The organism is Micromonospora sp. WMMB235 (assembly GCF_001855515.1).
Taxonomy (GTDB): domain Bacteria; phylum Actinomycetota; class Actinomycetes; order Mycobacteriales; family Micromonosporaceae; genus Micromonospora; species Micromonospora aurantiaca.
This window is the reverse complement of sequence record NZ_MDRX01000001.1, coordinates 2,554,183-2,571,946: the sequence shown is the minus strand read 5'-3', so window position 1 is coordinate 2,571,946 and position 17,764 is coordinate 2,554,183. Positions and strand designations below refer to the sequence as shown.

General features: G+C 71.8%; 17 protein-coding genes. 7 read left to right on the top strand and 10 right to left on the bottom strand.

Annotated elements, in window-relative coordinates; all coding sequences use genetic code 11:
• Positions 1–294 precede the first annotated feature (294 nt).
• Positions 295–804, top strand: coding sequence for a DinB family protein (locus BFV98_RS10515; RefSeq protein WP_013285077.1), 510 nt, complete (start codon positions 295–297; stop codon positions 802–804).
• A 28-nt stretch (positions 805–832) separates the two neighbouring features.
• Here the strand turns inward: BFV98_RS10515 and wrbA are convergent, their stop codons facing one another.
• The gene (gene wrbA, locus BFV98_RS10510; RefSeq protein ID WP_071096072.1) at positions 833–1,474 is read right to left on the bottom strand and encodes an NAD(P)H:quinone oxidoreductase; all 642 of its coding nucleotides are present in this window, start codon (positions 1,472–1,474) and stop codon (positions 833–835) included.
• 49 nt (positions 1,475–1,523) lie between these two features.
• Positions 1,524–4,787 carry a BTAD domain-containing putative transcriptional regulator gene (locus BFV98_RS10505; protein WP_071096071.1) on the bottom strand — a complete coding sequence of 1,088 codons (3,264 nt, stop codon included), beginning with the start codon at positions 4,785–4,787 and terminating at the stop codon, positions 1,524–1,526.
• Between the two features lie 236 nt (positions 4,788–5,023).
• On the opposite strand from BFV98_RS10505, the gene BFV98_RS10500 reads away from it, so the two are divergent.
• Positions 5,024–6,187 carry an MFS transporter gene (locus tag BFV98_RS10500; RefSeq protein ID WP_236619389.1) on the top strand — a complete coding sequence of 388 codons (1,164 nt, stop codon included), beginning with the start codon at positions 5,024–5,026 and terminating at the stop codon, positions 6,185–6,187.
• Between the two features lie 101 nt (positions 6,188–6,288).
• Here the strand turns inward: BFV98_RS10500 and BFV98_RS10495 are convergent, their stop codons facing one another.
• The gene (locus tag BFV98_RS10495) at positions 6,289–7,407 is read right to left on the bottom strand and encodes an epoxide hydrolase family protein (protein WP_071096069.1); all 1,119 of its coding nucleotides are present in this window, start codon (positions 7,405–7,407) and stop codon (positions 6,289–6,291) included.
• Positions 7,408–7,521: 114 nt separating this feature from the next.
• Here BFV98_RS10495 and ygiD point away from each other — a divergent pair, with 114 nt between their 5' ends.
• Both ygiD and BFV98_RS10485 read left to right on the top strand, forming a co-directional pair.
• Positions 7,522–8,448 carry a 4,5-DOPA dioxygenase extradiol gene (ygiD, locus tag BFV98_RS10490; protein ID WP_255368089.1) on the top strand — a complete coding sequence of 309 codons (927 nt, stop codon included), beginning with the start codon at positions 7,522–7,524 and terminating at the stop codon, positions 8,446–8,448.
• A 27-nt stretch (positions 8,449–8,475) separates the two neighbouring features.
• Positions 8,476–9,231, top strand: coding sequence for an ABC transporter permease (locus BFV98_RS10485; RefSeq protein WP_041784169.1), 756 nt, complete (start codon positions 8,476–8,478; stop codon positions 9,229–9,231).
• A 108-nt stretch (positions 9,232–9,339) separates the two neighbouring features.
• Here BFV98_RS10485 and BFV98_RS10480 read toward each other — a convergent pair whose 3' ends face one another.
• The gene (locus tag BFV98_RS10480; RefSeq protein WP_071096067.1) at positions 9,340–10,083 is read right to left on the bottom strand and encodes an alpha/beta fold hydrolase; all 744 of its coding nucleotides are present in this window, start codon (positions 10,081–10,083) and stop codon (positions 9,340–9,342) included.
• Between the two features lie 58 nt (positions 10,084–10,141).
• Here BFV98_RS10480 and BFV98_RS10475 point away from each other — a divergent pair, with 58 nt between their 5' ends.
• Complete coding sequence (locus BFV98_RS10475; RefSeq protein ID WP_071096065.1) at positions 10,142–11,098, top strand: YafY family protein; 957 nt, start codon at positions 10,142–10,144, stop codon at positions 11,096–11,098.
• A 58-nt stretch (positions 11,099–11,156) separates the two neighbouring features.
• Here the strand turns inward: BFV98_RS10475 and BFV98_RS10470 are convergent, their stop codons facing one another.
• Together BFV98_RS10470 and BFV98_RS10465 are read right to left on the bottom strand one after the other, a co-directional pair.
• Positions 11,157–11,723 (bottom strand): hypothetical protein, encoded by a 567-nt coding sequence (locus tag BFV98_RS10470; protein ID WP_041798930.1) that lies wholly within the window; start codon positions 11,721–11,723, stop codon positions 11,157–11,159.
• Between the two features lie 267 nt (positions 11,724–11,990).
• Positions 11,991–12,392 (bottom strand): nuclear transport factor 2 family protein, encoded by a 402-nt coding sequence (locus BFV98_RS10465; RefSeq protein WP_041798932.1) that lies wholly within the window; start codon positions 12,390–12,392, stop codon positions 11,991–11,993.
• An 80-nt stretch (positions 12,393–12,472) separates the two neighbouring features.
• On the opposite strand from BFV98_RS10465, the gene BFV98_RS10460 reads away from it, so the two are divergent.
• Entirely contained in the window at positions 12,473–13,240 is a 768-nt protein-coding gene (locus BFV98_RS10460) for a helix-turn-helix domain-containing protein (protein WP_218128561.1), read from the top strand.
• Between the two features lie 166 nt (positions 13,241–13,406).
• On the top strand, positions 13,407–14,363 hold the full coding sequence (locus BFV98_RS10455; RefSeq protein WP_013474602.1) for a LysR family transcriptional regulator: 957 nt from the start codon (positions 13,407–13,409) through the stop codon (positions 14,361–14,363).
• Here BFV98_RS10455 and BFV98_RS10450 read toward each other — a convergent pair.
• From BFV98_RS10450 to BFV98_RS10435, 4 genes are read right to left on the bottom strand one after another with little or no spacing between them, the layout of a single operon-like run.
• The gene (locus BFV98_RS10450; protein ID WP_013285090.1) at positions 14,288–15,523 is read right to left on the bottom strand and encodes a VWA domain-containing protein; all 1,236 of its coding nucleotides are present in this window, start codon (positions 15,521–15,523) and stop codon (positions 14,288–14,290) included. The two genes, BFV98_RS10455 and BFV98_RS10450, sit on opposite strands and share 76 nt — an antisense overlap.
• Positions 15,520–16,329 (bottom strand): SRPBCC family protein, encoded by an 810-nt coding sequence (locus tag BFV98_RS10445; protein ID WP_071096063.1) that lies wholly within the window; start codon positions 16,327–16,329, stop codon positions 15,520–15,522. Before BFV98_RS10445 ends, BFV98_RS10450 begins: the two co-directional genes overlap by 4 nt.
• Positions 16,326–17,195 carry a MoxR family ATPase gene (locus BFV98_RS10440; protein ID WP_071096061.1) on the bottom strand — a complete coding sequence of 290 codons (870 nt, stop codon included), beginning with the start codon at positions 17,193–17,195 and terminating at the stop codon, positions 16,326–16,328. The genes BFV98_RS10445 and BFV98_RS10440 overlap by 4 nt, the downstream gene beginning before the upstream one ends.
• Positions 17,192–17,764 carry an NTP transferase domain-containing protein gene (locus BFV98_RS10435; RefSeq protein WP_255368088.1) on the bottom strand — a complete coding sequence of 191 codons (573 nt, stop codon included), beginning with the start codon at positions 17,762–17,764 and terminating at the stop codon, positions 17,192–17,194. Before BFV98_RS10435 ends, BFV98_RS10440 begins: the two co-directional genes overlap by 4 nt.

The following is a 17,764-nucleotide window of genomic DNA, read 5'->3' as shown; positions in this document are numbered from 1 at the left end:
ACCGGGACGCGAGTGCAGCTCAACGTAGGCGCGGGTGGCGGCCACGACGTAGCCGCCACACAGAACCTCTACCATGTCGCCTTGGCGCAGGTCGGTCGGACTACAAGACCCGGACACGATCAGTGGGCGGCCCGTGACGTCGAAGACGTGGGCGATCACCATCTCGAAGCGCGGTTCCGGCACCGGCCGAGTGTAGGAACCGTTGGCGAAGAGGCCGTCTGACGTCCGCCGCAGCCACCCGCGGCACTGGCTCGTATGGTGCGCGGCCCACTTGGGCCTGCGGATACTGGTCGGATGACCATCGAGTTTCCCGCACCCACCGTTCCGGCCGCCGGTCGTACGGAGGTGTTCCTGCGCTACCTCGACTACTTCCGGGACACGGTGGTGGCGAAGGTGCTCGCGCTGTCCGAGGACGACGTGCGCCGCAGCGCGCTGCCGTCCGGGTGGACGCCGCTGGAACTGGTCAAGCACCTGCGGTACGTGGAGCTGCGCTGGATCGAGTGGGGATTCCAGGGGCGCGAGGTCGGCGACCCGTGGGGTGACCGGCGAGACGAGCGGTGGTTCGTCGGGCCGGAGGAGACCCGGGCCGACCTGCTGGCCGCGCTGCGCGCGCAGGGCCGGCACACGCGGGCGGTGGTGGAGGGCAGCGACCTCGACGCGATCGGCGCGCCCGGTGAGCGTTGGGACGGCGCCGACCCGGCGTCGCTGGAGCGGGTGCTGTTCCACCTCGTGCAGGAGTACGCCCGCCACCTCGGGCACCTGGACATCGTGGCAGAACTGGCAGGCGGCCCAACCGGCGAGTAGTAGATCGTACTGCTCCCGCCGCCGGGCCTCACCCGAGCCGGCTGTCCGCGCGGGCGGCGGCGACAGCGGCTGCCATCCGGGTCAGGCGTGCGCCCTGGAAGCAGGCCGTCTCGAGGACAGCTTTGACGTACTCGGGATCCCGGCCGGCGCGGCTCTCCACCAGGCTGACGCCGTACGGGTTTCCGCCGGCGGCGTGAGCGGTGTCGTAGTTCAGGTAGCCCGTGGGGAGGATGATCGACCCCCAGTGGTGGAAGGTCTGGTAGAGGCTGAGCAGGGTTGCCTCCTGGCCGCCGTGTTCCTCATAGGTGGCCGTGAAGCCGGTCGCCGGCTTGTCGGCCAGTTCCTCCGCCTGCCACGGGACGGTCGTGGTGTCGAGAAACTGGCGCAGCTGGGAGCAGATGTTCCCGAAACGGGTCGGCGTGCCGAAGGCGTACCCGTTGGCCCACCGAAGGTCGTCCAGGGTGGCGACCGGGATGTCGGCAGTGGCGTCGAGGTGGGCTCGCCACTGCGGCTTGGCATCGATGACGTGCTCCGGTGCCAACTCTGCCACCCGGCGCAGGCGGACCTCCGCGCCGGCGTCGGCGGCTCCGTCGACAAATGCCTGCGCGAGCCGGTGCACAGTGCCGGTGGCGGAGTAGTAGATGACGGCGATCCTGGCATCGGTGTGCATGGTGCCTCCTGGGGTCGGCTCGGTTCTCGGTCAACCGTGCCGATCAGGCTTACCGTTCGCTGACCATCCCCTTACCGACGCCGCTGAACGGCTGTTCGTCGAGGTCGAGCTGCGCGCCGCGGCTCATTTCGGCGGCGAGTTCGTCGCTGCCGAGCGCCTCCCGGAGGCGGACGGTGATGCGCTGGACGTCATGTTGCTCCCCGGGAGGAAGCGGCGCTCCGGCGGCCTCGCGCAGCGTCCGCGCCGCGGCGAGTAGCCGCGCGGCGGTGCGACTGTCACCGCCGAGACTGATGGCCCCGGCCAGGCCCTCGAGAGCCAGGGCGACCGCCCGTTGATCCCCGGTGGCGCGCGCCGCGTCGAGCGACTCACGGTGGTGGCGCTCGGCGAGGACAGCATCACCGCGGTGCTCCGCGATGAATCCCAACTCGGCCAGCGCGAGCGCGCAGCCCGGCAGGAAGCCGGCGCGGCGGTTCCAGTCGAGGAGGTTTCGCTGCTGGGTCTCGGCGGCGTCGAGGTCGCCCCGCCGTCGCGCGATCATCGCCAGGCCCGTGCCGGCGAAGGCGGCGGCTGAGCGGCTCGACTGTTCCTGCGCCACCTGTAGCGCGCGGTCGTGACTGACGGCGGCCTCGTCGAGGTCGCCCCTCAAGATGGCGAGCCGGCCGATGCATGCCAGCTGCCGGGACACCGACGTCCACAGTCGCAGGTGTTCGGCGATGCGCAGCGCCTCCCGGTAGCGCGTGGCGGCGCGATCGTAGTCGCCGTGGATCTCGGCCAGGGTTCCCAGCAGGCTCGTCGGATGCACCTGTCCCCAGCGGTCGCCCACCTGCTCGAACAGCGACCGGCTGGTCTCGCAGTCACGCTGCGCGGCGGGCAGGTCGCTGCGGAGTACGAGCGCGAGGTCCGCTCGGATGGCACAGGCGGCAGCGATGCCCCACCGGTCCCCGCCGGCGCGGAACGCCGCCAGCGCCGCGTCGACCAGGACGGCGGCCTCGCCCGGATCTCCGGAGCCGAGCATCATGGAGGCGAACAACCACTGCGCGAACGCCTTCTCCGGCCCCTCGGTGTCCTGGTAGCTCTCCAGGATCCGCTGCCGGGGAGCGGTCGGATCGCCGTCCCGGGTGGCGAGAGCGGTCAGCCACATCTCCGCATGTCGCCGTAGGCCGTCCGGTGCGACGTCGTCCTCGCTCCTCGGGACGATGTCCAACGCCGTTCGCAGTGACCGGCTCACCTCTCCGAATCGACCCCGGAGAAGCCGGTACCAGGACAACGAGGTGGCGAGCGCCAAGCCCACGCGGGCCTGACCGTCGGTGGCGGCGACGTCGAGTGCCGCCCGGAGGTTTGCGTTCTCGGCGTCGAGCTCGCGCAGCGCACGACTCTGATCGTGACCACGTAGCCGTCCGGCGGCCTGCTCGGCGAGACGGGCGAAACACGTGACGTAACGGCGACGAGTCTCGGGCAGTTCGGCGGCGCTGCCGAGCTGTTCCAGACCGTAGGCAGCCACTGTCTCCGGTAGGCGAAAACGTCGCGGACTCTCGTCGTGCCGCACCATGACCAGCGATCGGTCGATCAGGCGTGCCAGCACATCGAGGACCTCGTCCGATGCCACCTGCCCGCCACCGCACACCTGCTCGGCGGCGGCCAGGGTGGCGCCGTCGGCGAAGACCGCAAGCCGGCGCAGCACCGCGCGTTCGGGAGGCGACAGCAACTCCCAACTCCAGTCGATCACGGCGCGAAGCCCCTGCTGACGCGGGGGCGCGGTGCGCCGGCCGGATGACAGCAGCCGGAAGCGATCGTCGAGCCGTGCCGCCAGCTCGCCCGGGTCGAGAACGGCCAGGCGGGACGCGGCCAGTTCCAGCGCCAGCGGTACGCCGTCGAGACGCCGGCAGATGACGGCGACCGCGTCCGCGTTCCGCTGATCGACGGTGAACCCCGGCTCGGTGGCGCGGGCGCGGGCTACGAAGATCCGAACCGCCGGAGCCTCGGCGATCTGCCGCGCGCCGGCTCCGGGCTCCGGCAGGCCAAGCGGCGGCACCGGAAAGACGACTTCGCCGGGGATCCCGAGCGGCTCGCGGCTCGTCGCCAGGATGCGCAGGTCGGCCGCGGCGCCGAGGAGTTTCTCGGTCAGTTGAGCGACCGGCGCCACCACGTGTTCGCAGTTGTCGAGCAGCAACAGCATTCGCCGACCCCGCAGCGCGGTGACCAGCCGGTCCATCGGCTCGCGCGGTGGTCGGTCCCCGGGCAGGCCGGGCGGACCGTCGTCCCGGATCTCGAGCGTCGCCGCCACCATGTCGACGATCTCGGTGCAGGTCGCGTGGTCGCCGCTGTACTGCTGGCCGGCCAGCTCGACGAGCCACACTCCAGCGGGGAACGTGTCACCCAGCGCACGGGCGGCCTCGATCGCCAGCCTGCTCTTTCCCACCCCACCGAGACCGGTCAGGGTCACCAGCCGCTCGTTCGTCAGCCGCTCCCGTACCGCCTCGACGGCCGCGTCGCGCCCGATCAGCCCACCGTACGGACCAGGCGACAGAGGCGCCGGCAGGTTGGTTCGGGCCGGAGCCGACGCCGGTGCCGGCGGCTGGAGGGCGGGATCCTGGCGCAGGATCGCCCCGTGCAGCTCGACCAACTCTCTGCCGGGATCGATGCCGAGTTCGTCGCGCGCCTGCCGACGGAACTGCTCGTAGGCGAACAGCGCCTCATGCTGGCGTCCCGAGCCGTACAGCGCGCGCAGGTGCGCGGCCCGTAGTCGCTCACGCCACGGGTGGCGTGCGACCAGGTCGGTCAGTTCCCCGGCGAGCAGGTGGTGCTCACCGAGAGCGAGCCGGGCCTCGGCCAGCTCCTCCAGCGCGGTCAGGCGCTGGTCGTTGAGCCGCTCGACCGCCTGGCGGACGAATCGCTCGTCGCTGAAGTCGGCGTAGGGGGAACCGCGCCAGAGCGACAGGGCCTCCGTCAGCGTCGCCGCCCGCACAGCCGGCTCCCGCTGCGCGCTCGAACCTAGCAACAGAGCGGCGAAGCGTCCGGCGTCGACCGATTCCGACGGCGTCCGCAGCCGGTAGCCGGCTTCACCGGACTCGACCAGCGCACGGCCACCCACCTCGCCCGCCCCCAGTGCGCGGCGCAACTGCGACACCTTGGTCTGGAGCGCCCCGAGCGCGTTGCCGGGCGCCTCGTCACCCCAGAGATCTTCGATCAGCCGGTCGGCGGTCACCGGGCGTCCCTCATGAACCAGCAGGTCAGCCAGCAGACCACGCACTTTGAGGCCGGGCACGGCGACAGGAGTGCCGTCCGACGTCCACACCGCGACGTCGCCCAGCACTCCGAACCTCATCGCTTCACACTAGCCAGCCGGCTGTCCCGCCCCGCGAACGTCCGCCGACCGCGGGTCTGCTCACCAGAAGCGGCGCGGGGTTACCGACGCGTACGTCAGCCGGTCATCAGCCGATGGTAAGGAGCCCCGGGCAGGCTGAACCGAGCCGACACCGGAGGAACGACATGGATCAGCTACAGCGGCGCCGAGCCGCTCACCGTCCCAGGCAACTCGCACCAGGGCGGGTGGCCACACCCTGGCTCGCCCTGCTGGCCGGTCCGCTGTCGTTCGGGATTGCCGCACCGGCACTGCTGCTCGACGACCTGGCGCGCGCAACGGGTAGCGGGGAACAGGCCGCGGCCGCCGGCGTAACCGCCTTCGGCTGGGGGATCGCGTTGGGGACGCCGCTGCTGGCGGCGCTGCTCGCCCGTCGCGGCGTAGGAGCGGTCCTGACCGTCGCGTCCGCGCTGGTGGCCGCGGGGACGCTCCTCCTCGTGCTGATCCCGAGCGTGCCGGCGATGGTGGCCGGTGCGGCGGTGCAGGGACTGGGGTCTGCCGGACTCACCGTGACGGCGATGAAACTGGCCGACTCGGCCCGGCAGATGGGCGTGGTCGCCGCGTCGCTGGCGGTCGTCGGGGCCACCGGTCCGCTGACCGGTGCACTGATCGCCGACCTCTCGTCGTGGCAGGTGGCGCTGGCGTTGCCGCTGCTGGCGGTGCTCGCCGTGCCCGCGGCTCGCCGCGGCACCACCGCAGCGGACGCGGTGCCGGCGCCATTCGATTTCTTCGGGATGACCATCCTGGCCATGCTGGTCACCGCTGCCGTCCTCATTCCGCACCGACCGCTGGTGGCCGGCCCGGCCACCGTCGTACTGCTGCCTCTGCTGGTGTTCTGGATGAAGGTCCGTCCGGACGGCTTCCTGCCTGCTGCGGTGGCACGGAACGGCCGGTTCCTCGCGGCGTGCGCGCTGGCCTTCGCGCTGGGAGTGGGGAACTTCGCCCTGCTCTACGCCGCGCCGGACCTGCTGCGACAGCACGCGGGATGGGCAGGCACCCTGAGCGGGACCGTGCTGCTGGCGCCGTACCTGATCGGTGGCATCTGCTCCGGGTTCCTGGTCGCGGCATCCGTGCGAGTGTCACGCCGCGTCGCGGCCGCCGCGTTGCTCGTCACCGGCGCCACCGCGCCGCTGCTGGCGGCGGTCACCACCGCCGTACCGCTGCTGCTTGCGGCGATGACGCTCGGCTCCTTGGCCGCCGCGACCGGCCAAGGCGTACTCGCCCTGCACGCGGCCGGCGTCGTGTCCGCCTCCCACCGGGCCGAAGCCCTGGGTCTGTTCAACCTCGCCTACCTGCTCAGCGTCGCGATCGGACCAGTGGTTGCCGTGACGCTCTCGCACCCAACCGCTTGAGGGCCCCGACGCGCAGTTCAACGTCGGCCGCCTCGGCGTCGTGGCCTGCGTGGCGCAGCGTTCGAGAGGATCTGGACCACTCGTTCCATGGTTGAAACGATCTAGACGACGTCGCCGGTTGGGCTTCTGGAGCACCGCAGCGCGCTGAAGAAGGCGCGCAGGTCGGCAGCGAGCAGATCGGGCTCTTCCTGGGCGAGGAAGTGGCCGCCGACGCTGGGCTCGCGCCAGTGGGTGAGGTTGGCGTAGGTCCGTTCGGCGAACGACCGGGGCAGACCGGCGTCCTCGACGCTGACCGTGATACCGGTGGGCACGGCGACCATTGGCAGATGTGGGGCCAGGCGGTCGTCACGGTAGGGGCGGAAGGACGTGCCGATGCAGTTGGTGACCCAGTACAGCATCACGGTGGTCAGCAGCTCGTCGAAGCCGAAGCGGCGGGAGATGTCGCCGCCGCAGTCGCTCCAGCGCTGGTACTTCTCGATGATCCATGCGGCCAGTCCGGACGGCGAGTCGCTCAGCGCGGCCGCAAGGGTGTCGGGCCGTGTCTCCTGGATGATTCCGTAGCCCCAGTCATCTTGGGCCTTCGCGTCGAGCATGGCGATGAACGCCTCCTCGGCCGGGCTGAGGTCACCCCTGCGGTCCGCCGGCGGGAACTTGATGTGCTGCGAGAAGACCCCGATGACCCGATCTGCGTGGCGGGCGCCGAGCCACGTCGACACGCCGGACCCGACATCGCCACCGTAGGCGCCGAAGCGGTCGTAGCCCAGACGGGTCATCAGCTCAGCCCACACGTCCGCGACAGCCGCCTCGGTCGTCGGGCCCTCGGCGAGTGGTCCGGAGAAGACGAAGCCCGGCAGGCTCGGTATGACGAGGTCGAAGTCTGCGAGCCGGGACACCAGGGGCAGCATCTCCGTGTACGTGCTGGGCCAGCCGTGGGTCAGGATCAGCGCCGTGGCCTCGGGCGATGCCGAGCGGACATGAACGAAGTGGATCGGCGTGCCTCTGATCGTGGTGACGAACTGAGGGTGCCGATTGAGGGCACGCTCGACCCCACGCCAGTCGAATCCGTCGAGCCAGTACCGCACCAGATCTGCCAGGTACCCAGGGTCGGTGCCGGCGGCCCACGGCTCTCCCGGGGCGGCCGGCGCGAGCCTCGTCCGCGAGAGCCGAGCCCGCAGGTCGTCCAGGACGGCTTCGGGCACATCGATGTGGAAGGGCGTCACCCGATCATGGTCCCATCGCCAGGAGTCACTCGGCAGCCGCCCGAACGGGCAGGCTGCCGCACGGCGATCGGCAGCCACGATCCGGGAGACTCGATCACCGATCCGCCGGGGAGCGTGATTCAGGCCGGAACCGCTGCGAGGCGGCACTATCGTGTCCACGTGCCTTCAGACGTACATCCGGCCCTGGATGTGTTGATGCCCGCGGCGTTCCTGGGCCACGGCAACCCCATGAACGCCCTCGAGGTCAACCGGTACACCTCCGCGTGGAGAGCCTTCGGCGCAGCGGTGCCGCGTCCCCGCGCGATCCTGGTGGTCAGTGCCCACTGGTACATCAACGCCACGGCCGTCACCGCGATGCCCCGGCCGAGGACCATCCACGACTTCTACGGGTTTCCGCAGGAGCTGTTCGAGGTGCAGTACCCGGCGCCCGGGCTGCCCGAACTGGCTGAGGAGGTCAGTGACGTCGTCCATCCGACCTGGGTCGGGGCGGACGTCGACAGCTGGGGCATCGACCACGGCACCTGGTCGGTGCTGATGCATGCCTTTCCGGACGCGACGATTCCCGTCGTCCAGCTCAGCATCAACGCCGACAAGCCGATGGACTACCACCTTCAACTCGGCGCCCGGCTCGCTCCACTGCGCCGGCGCGGCGTGCTGATCGTGGCGAGCGGCAATGTCGTGCACAACCTGCGCGGCATGGACTGGGCGCTGGCCGACGACGGCTTCGACTGGGCGCGACGCTTCGACGAGGACGCCAAGGCCCGGATGCTGACCGACCCGGGCGAGTACGCGACCCTCGACGCTCACGGGGACTTCCGCCGTGCGGTACCGACACCGGATCACTTCATCCCCGCGTTGTACCTCGCCGGTCTGGCCGCCGCCACGGACACCCCCGACACCGAGGTCCTCGTCGACGGCTACGCCTACGGCTCGTTGTCCATGACGGCCTACACCCTGGGCATGTCCTGTCCACCGGCTGCCGGCCGGGGCGGATCCCCGCAGCCACCGCCCGGCCTGCCGCCGGACGGCTCCAACATCTGAGCAAGCGCCGGCTGGTCGAATGGCCCTATGGATCAAGGTGCAGTCGCGGTGGGTCCGGCGCTCGCCGCCGTACTCGTCGTTCTCGTGCTCGTCGCCGTGGCAACGGTGCGGGCCGGCCGGCTCGGCCACGCCCGTGGCATCGCCACGGCGGCGCTGCGCGCGGTGGTGCAGTTGTGCGCCGTGGCGCTGCTCATCACTGCCGTCCTGCGGTCGTGGTGGGCCAGCGCCGGGTTCATCACGCTGATGATCCTGGTCGCGGCGGCGACCTCCGCGCGCCGGGTCAGCTCGCTTCGCCTCGGCTGGCCGGTGCTGGCGCCGATCGCGGCCGGCGCGCTCCCGGCCTCCGCCCTCGTCGTGGCCTCCGGCGCGGTGCCGCTGACCGAGGTCGCGGTCGTTCCGATCGCCGGAATCCTCATCGGCGGGGCGATGACGGCCACCTCCCTGGCGGGCCGCCGCGCGTTGGACGAGCTTCGCGACCGCCACGGCGAGTACGAGGCGGCACTGGCGCTGGGCCTCGTGCCGCGGGATGCGGCGCTGGAGATCTGCCGGCCCAGCGCGGGGCAGGCGCTGGTGCCCGCGCTGGACCAGACACGCACCGTCGGCCTGGTCACACTCCCCGGTGCCTTCGTCGGCGTGCTGCTCGGCGGCGGCACACCCGTCCAGGCCGGGGCAGCCCAGCTACTGGTCCTGGTCGCGCTCCTGGCCGTCGAGGCGATCGCCGTCGCGGTGACCGTCGAGCTGGTCGCCAACGGACTGCTTCGCCGACCGGGTCCTGCCGTCTAGGTTCCGCTTCGACGTCTGACCGCCTGGCCGGGAGAGAACCCGAAAACGGGATGGTTCCCCCGTGCCGGTGCCCGGGTGACCTGGGTACGGTCGCCCGGGCACCGCGGGCTATGCCGTCGGCCTTGCTTCGTGCAGGATCCGGGCCAGCTCGGCCGGCCGGCTGAGCATCGGCCAGTGCCATGTCGGCAGTTCCTCGTACCGCCACGAATCGCCGGCCATGTGCCGGCACAGCGGCATGGTGGCGGCCATCTCGCGTGCCTGCTCGGCGGTGAAGCTCGACAGCACGCCGAGGCGGGGCAGCTTCTCCCACGCCCCGGTGAGCCGCACCGGGGTGGTGGCAGTCGCCCACGGCTGGGCCACCGACCGCTCATCGAGCAACGCGACGACCGAGTCATCCACGTCTGCTGCTCCCGCCGCCAGCTCGGCCCACGGCGGGGGCGGCAGCCGCCAGCCGTCGCCGTGTTCGGCGACCACCGCCGCGTTGCGTTCACGCTCCGGCGGCGGGCTGAAGTCGTCGTTCGCCGCCCCGTCGGGCAGCGGGCCGGTGTCGACGAAGACCAGTTGGGCGATGCGGTCGGTCATGCGGTCGGCAACGGCTGTCGTCACGACCGCGCCGGCGTAGCTGTGCCCGACGAGCACCACGTCGTGCAGGTCCTCGTAGCGCAGCAGGTTGACCACGTCGGTGACGTGGACGTCGAGGTCGGTGTCCGGGCGGGCCAGGTGGGCGCGCTCGCCCAGGCCGGTCAGGCTCAGCGGATACACCTCGTGGCCGTGCCCGCGCAGGGCAGCGGTGACGGGGCGCCAGGCCCATGCGCCGAGCCAGAACCCGGGAACCAGTACGAAGGTCGTCATGCCTGACACGCTACGATCAATACCGGACAGGTTCCGCCCGGATTAGGAGTGGGGATTTGTGACCCGGCCGACCGCGCGCGTACTGGCGTTGCTGGAGATCCTCCAGGCCGGCGGCGGCTTCACCGTCGCCGACCTGGCCGGTCGGCTGGGCGTCGACGAGCGCACGGTCCGCCGATACGCCGCGCACCTCGCCGACCTGGGCATCCCGGTCGAGGCCCGGCGCGGCCGCTACGGCGGATACCGGCTCGCGCCCGGATACAAGCTGCCGCCACTCATGCTCACCGACGAGGAGGCGGTCGCCGTCATGCTCGGGCTCGTGGCCGCCGGCCGAGCCGGGCTGGTCACCGCCGAAGGCGCGGCCGCCGAGAGCGCGACCGCGAAGATCCGCCGGGTGCTGCCGGCCGTCCTCGCCCGGCGGATCGATTCGCTGCTGGAGACAGTGGACTTCACCGCACGGGTCCGGAAGCCCGCCCCGGCCGGCATCGAGGTGCTGCTGGTGCTCGCCGACGCGGCCCGACATCAGCAACCGGTGAACATCACGTACACCACCTGGCGCGGCGAGTCCGGCGAGCGCCGGCTCGACCCGTACGGGCTGGTCTTCCACGCCGGCCGGTGGTACGTCACCGGCCACGACCACAACCGCCGGGCCGTACGGACGTTCCGGCTCGACCGCATCGGGACGGCCCGCCCCGCCCCGGGCAGGTTCGAGATCCCGGCCGGCTTCGATCCCACCACGCAGGTCCTCACCGGTCTGGCGGCAGTGCCGTACGCGCACGACATCTCCGTAGTGCTGCACACCGGCCTGGAGCAGGCGCAGCGACGGATCCCGCCCTCGGTCGGCACGCTCACCGAGGTTCCCGGCGGAGTACGCCTCACCGCCCGAGCCGAACGGCTCGACGGTGCGGCACAGATGCTCGCCGGGCTCGGCTGGTCGTTCACGATCGACCGACCGGACGAGCTCAAGGACGAGGTACGCGCCCTGGCCGCCCGACTGCTCACCGACGCCGACGCCTGAGGCTCGGAAGTGGTAGTCAGAGCCACCTCGGCCCAGGTGCGGATGGCGCGCGGCTGGGTCAGGCCGGCGGATCGTCTCGGAAGAGAGCTTCCCTCAAGCCTCGGCCGCCCCAGCGGGTGGCGACGAGTTCGGGTCGAGGACGGGTCGGCTCGGGCACCCCGCGGTGTGGTCTGGTGTCGGGCGCAGGACGGTCCCAATCGGCGATCAGCGCGAAAGGATCGGTCACGCGGTCCGGCTCATCCTCACACCGCTCCCGGACAACCATCGCTGGATGGAAGCGCAGTTCCTGCGCCATCCCGCAGTCGTCGGCCCGCGAGGCGACCACGGCCCCGCAGCCTCGACAGGCGACGCAGGGGATCCATCCCACCATCGACCAGCAGCCCGTGCGGACACGGTCATGGACGAAGCGTGTCCCGCGTACGTCGCCGGGTGAGAGGACGAAGGTGCCGGTGAGCTGATCACGGCCGTAGGCGGCCTCGTCGATCGCGTAGGCGCCCGGGTCGAGGAGCGGCGGGTTCACGTGGTGGCAGTCCAGGACCGACCAGTGCGGCGGCGCCGGCAGTTCCACCAACCGGACCGGGACGCTCAGCTTCTTCCCGCAGCTCGCACACCGAAAGCGCTCCACTGCCGCAGTGTGACATCGCGGCCGAGCGACGGCATCCGGGATGTGCTTTCCTCGGCGGGCTTGACCCAGCTGGTCCTCGATACGCCCGGCGCGTCGCCGATAGGCTCGCGGCATGTGGACCTTCCGCAGTCCCCAGCTGGTTCTCTTCAGCGACGATACCCGCGAGGACCACGGCTTGGACCCGGTCGCCGAAGGCCAGCGCGTCGCGGTCGTCCTCTGGACGGATGACACCACCGCGGCCTACGAGGGCCTGGTCGCAGGCGGAGCTCATGCGCGTGGCAGGTGCTGAGCAGGTTTCCACCACGCGAGGTTGGCGGTCACGTGGGCCACCGGCTCGATGATCTCCCACGCCTCGGCGATCAGCCCGTCGTCGATCCGCCAGATGTCGACGACCGCGATCTCCGGTCCTGCGCCGGGAAGCCAGCGCCGCGAGTACATCACGACGTGATCGCCGTCGGCCAGCACCTGATGGATCTCGACCTGCATGTCGGCAAGCGGTACCAGCGCGGCGCGGACGGCGGCGAGCCATTCCACTTTGGTCGACGTGGTCGTACCCGGCCTGTGGTGGACGAAGTCATCACTCAGGAACGGGGCGAGCGCATCGACGTCACCCGTCTCGATCAGTCCTGCCAGCGCCCGTCGGACGATGCTCTGGTTCTCCGTGGTCATGGATGCAGTGTTTGCGTGACCGCTTCGATTGTCGATGAACTCGGATTTCATGGCGTCCGACTCGACGATGAGTACGCTCCATGATCGTGCACACGGTCGGGGAACTCTTGCGGCAGTGGCGGCAGCGTCGGGGACTCAGCCAACTGGATCTCGCGATCGCTGCGGACGTCTCGGCTCGTCACGTCAGTCTGGTCGAGACCGGTAAGTCCAAGCCGAGCTCCGACATGATCCTTCGACTCGCGGATCAGCTCCACGTGCCGCTGCGTGATCGCAACCGGCTGCTGCTCGCCGGGGGTTTCGCACCTCGGTACGCCGAGAGTCCGCTCGACCACAACGCACTGTCAGCCGTCCACGACGCTGTCCGGAGGGTGCTCCGCGCCCACGAGCCCTACCCGGCGGTGGTCTTCGATCGCCGGTGGAACATCGTGACGACCAACCGCGCTGTCGACCCGTTCTTCGCGCAGGTGGCTCCTGACCTGCTGCGACCGCCGGTCAACCTGGTACGGCTGGGACTGGATCCGCGCGGTCTCGCGCGCATGGTCGTCAACCTGGCCGACGTGCGCGCGGTGTTCCGCACCCGGATCTCACGCCAGCTCGCAAATGCTCCCGACCCTGAGCTCACCGCACTCTACGAGGAACTGTTGGCGCCCGAGCCGGAGAACACGTCGAGTCAACGGATCGAAGCGGACGTCGTGATACCGATGATCCTTCGCGTCGGCGGACGAGAGCTGCGGCTGTTCTCGACCATCACCACATTCGGCACCCCGATGGACATCACGATCGACGAAATCGCGATCGAGTCCTACTACCCGGCCGACGCGGAGAGTGCCGCCTACTTCGCGACGTAGCGTACTGTCAGCCGCTTCTGAGTCGCGGGCGCTCACCCCGCGTACCGGCCGGATCGCCCCGAGGTGCGCTGTCCCTGGCGGCGGCGCAATCGGCGGGGAATGATCGGGGTACACCGCGGGCTGCCCGCAGCAGTCCACGGCGCCGCAGAAGGGCGGGTCGACGCCGATGACTCCGACGCAGCTACGGGCCTACGTCGCTGTCGTCCGGCTGGGATCCGTCAAGCAGGCCGCCGCGCAGCTGGAGGTCTCCGAGTCGGCGGTCTCGCTGCTCATCGGCCAGCTACGGCGGGAGTTCGGAGACCAGTTGTTCACCCGGACGGCGGCAGGGCTGGCCTTCACCCCCGGCGGGCTGCGGCTCGCCAGCCGGGCGGCCGAGATGCTGGGCCTGCAGGACCGTACGGTCCTGGAGGTCAGTTCGGCGGCACACGGCCGCCGGATGCTGCGGGTCGCCGCGTCCAGCGAGTTCGCCGAGTTCGCCGCGCCGAGACTGATCGAGCTGTTCGCCAGACGCGCCGCCGACCTCGACATCGAGCTGAGCGTCTGCGACCCCGGCTCCTTCGAGTCGCTGCTGCTGACCCGGGCCGCGGACATCGCGATGGGGCCGCTGCCGCCGGTGGCCGAACCGGCGATCTCCTGCCGGCCCATGATGAACTACCGGCTCGTGACCGTCGTCGGCCCGGATCATCCGCTGGCCGGTGTGCCGGCGTCACCGGGGCAGTTGCGCGACCAGACGTGGCTGCTCGGGCCTTCGGCCACCAACACGCTGGGCGCTGTCCCGGCGATGCTGCGCCGGCTCGGCGTACCCGAGGAGCGGCAGCAGATCTTCCAGAGCCACGCGGCGGCGTTGGGTGAGGCCCAGCGCGGCCGGGGGATCGCGCCCGCGCTGTCGTTCACCGTCGCGCCGGACGTCCGCGGCGGCCAGCTCGTGGCGTTGTCCGGGCCGCACGCGACGGCCGAGGCGGTGTGGCATTCGCTGGTACTCGTCACCCCCGGCACTCCGTCCGTGGCAGCCGAGCTGTGCCGCTTCGCGTCGACGCCCCGGGCGATTCAGGCGATGATGCGTGGCGTGGGCGTCGCGGTGAACCATTTCCGGCCCTCGGTGCACGTGACGCTCTGGAGTTGACCGGCGGCGTCCAGCAGGTCCCGGAACGTCGCGGCCGGCAGGAGCCGGTCACAGTAGGGCAGGGCCGCGGCCATGCCCGCCACCAGGGGAGCGAAGCCGGGGGCGCCGGCCCGCGGGTTCAGCCAGACGATCCGGTGGGCGCGGCGGCTCAGCCGTGCCATCACGGCGGCGAGCTCGGCCGGCGGGTCGCTGTCCCAGCCGTCCGAGCCGATCAGCACCACCGCCCCGCGAACCGCGTCGCCGTGCGGGGACGCGAGCAGGCCCCGCAGGTTCGTCGCGATGCGCGTACCCCCGAAACGGTCGGTCACGGCGGCGCCGGCGTGCGCGATCGCCGCGGACGCCGACGTGTGCCGCAGCGCGACGGTGAGCCGGGTGAGCGTCGTGGCGAAGGCGAACACCTCCGCGTCGGTGGTCATCGCGAAGGCCCGCAGCAGGTGCAGGTACGCGTGGGCCTGGGCCCGCATCGACTCGCTGACGTCGCACAGCAGCACGACCCGGCGCGGCCGGCGTAGCGGCCGCTCGCGGACGACCTCGACGGGCTCCCACGCGGTGCGTCGGGCGCGGGCGATCGTCGGACGCAGCGCGACCCGCCGCCCGGCCGGGCCTACGGCGTGCCGCCTGGTGCGCCGGGACGGCCAGCGCGCGACGGCCTCGCGCAGGGCCTCGCCGAGCAGTGCGAGCTGGGCGTCGTCGAGGTCCTCGAACGGCCGGTCGGCGAGTCCGGCGAGGGCGCTGGGCCGTCGCTCGGGCAGCCGCACTCCGGCATCGGAGGGCTCCGCCTCGGCGACGGGCGCCGGCAACGTCGCCCACGGCAGCCCACCGCCGTCGCCGGTGGCGTCGGTGTCGGCGGGCACCGGCAGGTGTACGTCGTCCCGAGCGCCCGGCGGGGCCGCCGACCGGGTGAGCGGCAGCGGCGGCGCGTCGGCGAACACAGCGGCGAAGACGCTGTCGAAGGCGGCGAGGTCGGCGTGCCGCCGCACGAAGCTGATCCGGGCGGCCCAGTAGAGCGCGGTCGTCTCCCCGGGTGTGCACACGCCGAGCGCCCGGACGAAGTCACCGGCCTCGGTGAGCCCGGCGGGTACGCCGGCCCGCCGCAACCGGTCGGCGAACGCCGTCGCGAAGGCCGCGCGGTCGACGCCGCGCAGCAGACCGTGCCTCACCGGCGTGCGACCCACCAGGCGATCACCGCACCGACGACGACGATCCCGACGAGCACCGGCACGAGGCGCTTGACGACGGCACCACCGGCGACGCCGAGCAGGTCCAGCGTCTCCGGTTCGGCGCTGCTGCCGGCATCCGGTCGACCGGTGGACGCCGAGGCGGCCACGGGGGTGCCGGCCACGGTGGACCCGGGCGGCGTGGCGGACGAGGGCGAGGCGGTGTCGGGCGCTGCCGCCTCGGCCGCGAGGGTACGAGCCGCGGAGGCGTCGGGGCCGGTCGCGGCGGCGACTGCGGGTGCGGGCTCGGGTGCGTCAGGCGCGGTGGCCTCGTGCGGGTCGCCGGCCGTGCTGTCGCCGGTCCTCTCGGCCGCCAGCCTCGCCTCGAGGTTGGCGACGAACTGGGCGAGCAGCTTGCCCGACACCTCTTTGATCATGCCGCTGCCGAACTGGGCCAGCCGCCCGGAGATCTTCAGATCGGTGTCCACGCTGACGACGGTGCGCTGATCGTCCGGCCGCAGTTGGGCGGTGACCAGCGCGGACGCGTTGGCCGCCGACCGCCGGTCGCGGCCCTTCGCGTCGATCACCCCCCGATAGCGACTGTCGTCCTTCTCGACGAAACGTGCGGTGCCGGCGAACTCGGAGACGACCGGACCGACCTTGACCTTCACCGTGCCCTGGTGGACGTCGCCGTCGACGCCGGTCAGCCGGGCGCCCGGCAGGCACGGCGCGATGCCCTCCAGGTCGGTGAGGATCGCCCACGCCCGCGCGATCGGAACGTCGACTGTGAACTCGTTGGTGATCTTCATGCCGGCCTCTCCTGGTGTGCGCCGAGCGCGGCGGCGACGGCGGCGCGGTCGTCGGGGGTCTTGGCGATGGTGCCGATGGTCCGGACGACGTCGTCGGCGGAGAGGTCGGCGGCGCCGAGCACTGACAGCGCGGCGACCCAGTCGATGGCCTCGGCCATGCCGGGTGCCTTGTCCAGGCCGAGGGTGCGTACGTCGCCGACGAAGGCGGTCGCCGTGCGGATCAGCCCTTCGGTGGCGCCCGGCACGGCCCGCCGGACGATCTCGGTGGCGCGGTCCATCTGCGGGAAGTCGATCCAGTGGTACAGGCAGCGGCGGCGCAGTGCGTCGTGCAGGTCGCGGCTGCGGTTGGAGGTGAGCACCACGACCGGCGGCGTGGTCGCGGTGAACGTACCCAGCTCGGGGATGGTGATCCCGGACTCGCCGAGGAACTCGAACAGCAGCGCCTCGAACTCGTCGTCGGCCCGGTCGATCTCGTCGATCAGCAGCACCGGCGGGACCGGCCCCGGGTGGCGTACCGCCCGCAGGATCGGCCGTTCCTGGAGGAACTCCGCGGCGAACAGGTCGGCGTCGGTGAGCGAGGCGTGCCGGGCCTCGGCCAGCCGGATGGCGAGCAACTGCCGCTGGTAGTTCCATTCGTACAGCGCCTCGCCGGGGGTCAGGCCCTCGTAGCACTGCAACCGGATCAGTGTCGTGTCCATCGCCCGCGCCAGCGCCTTCGCCGCCGCGGTCTTGCCGACGCCGGGCTCGCCCTCGAGCAGCAGCGGCTTGCCCAGCTCCAGCGCGAGGAAGACGGCCATCGCCATGCCGTCGTCGGCCAGGTAGTCGACGGCGTCGAGCCGGCGCCGCACGGCCTGCGGATCCTTCACCGCGCCTCGCCCGAGAGCAGCCGCCGGTAGTCCGCGCGGGTGTCCACGTCGATCGGCACCGGCCCGTCCACCGGTACCTCCGTGACCGGGTGCCGGCCGGAGTGCAGCAGCTTCCACACCGCCTTGTCACCGTGCAGGACACGCAGCTCCGGCAGGACGTCACGAGCGAACCAGAACGGGTGCCCCAGGCCGTCGGCGTACCGGCACACCGCGAGCGGGGTGGTCGCCGCCGCGACCCGGCGTACGTCGGCGGCCCGTACGCCGGGCTGGTCGCCGAGCAGGAGCACGAGCCCGTCGGCGCGCGGGTCCACCGCCTGCGACGCGGCGCAGACCGACGATCCGCAGCCCGTGCTGAACTCGGCGTTCTCGACGACCTGGACCCCGGTCAGGTCCACCCGCTCGCGGACCAGGTCGGCGGCGCCGCCGAGGGTCACCAGCAACTGGTCGAAGGCACACGAGCGGGCCAGGTCGAGGGTGGCGTCGAGCAGCGTCCGCCCGCGGTACGGCAGCAGTTGTTTGGCCTCGCCGAGGCGCACCGACGCCCCGGCGGCCAGAACCAGGCCGGTCAC

Excerpts from the sequence above, each read along its gene's own strand:
- BFV98_RS10455 (WP_013474602.1), top strand. The coding sequence starts at position 13,407 with ATGACTCCGACGCAGCTACGGGCCTACGTCGCTGTCGTCCGGCTGGGA.
- BFV98_RS10485 (WP_041784169.1), top strand. The coding sequence starts at position 8,476 with ATGGATCAAGGTGCAGTCGCGGTGGGTCCGGCGCTCGCCGCCGTACTC.
- BFV98_RS10445 (WP_071096063.1), bottom strand. The coding sequence starts at position 16,329 with ATGAAGATCACCAACGAGTTCACAGTCGACGTTCCGATCGCGCGGGCG.
- BFV98_RS10460 (WP_218128561.1), top strand. The coding sequence starts at position 12,473 with ATGATCGTGCACACGGTCGGGGAACTCTTGCGGCAGTGGCGGCAGCGT.
- BFV98_RS10515 (WP_013285077.1), top strand. The coding sequence starts at position 295 with ATGACCATCGAGTTTCCCGCACCCACCGTTCCGGCCGCCGGTCGTACG.
- BFV98_RS10465 (WP_041798932.1), bottom strand. The coding sequence starts at position 12,392 with ATGACCACGGAGAACCAGAGCATCGTCCGACGGGCGCTGGCAGGACTG.
- BFV98_RS10480 (WP_071096067.1), bottom strand. The coding sequence starts at position 10,083 with ATGACGACCTTCGTACTGGTTCCCGGGTTCTGGCTCGGCGCATGGGCC.
- wrbA (WP_071096072.1), bottom strand. The coding sequence starts at position 1,474 with ATGCACACCGATGCCAGGATCGCCGTCATCTACTACTCCGCCACCGGC.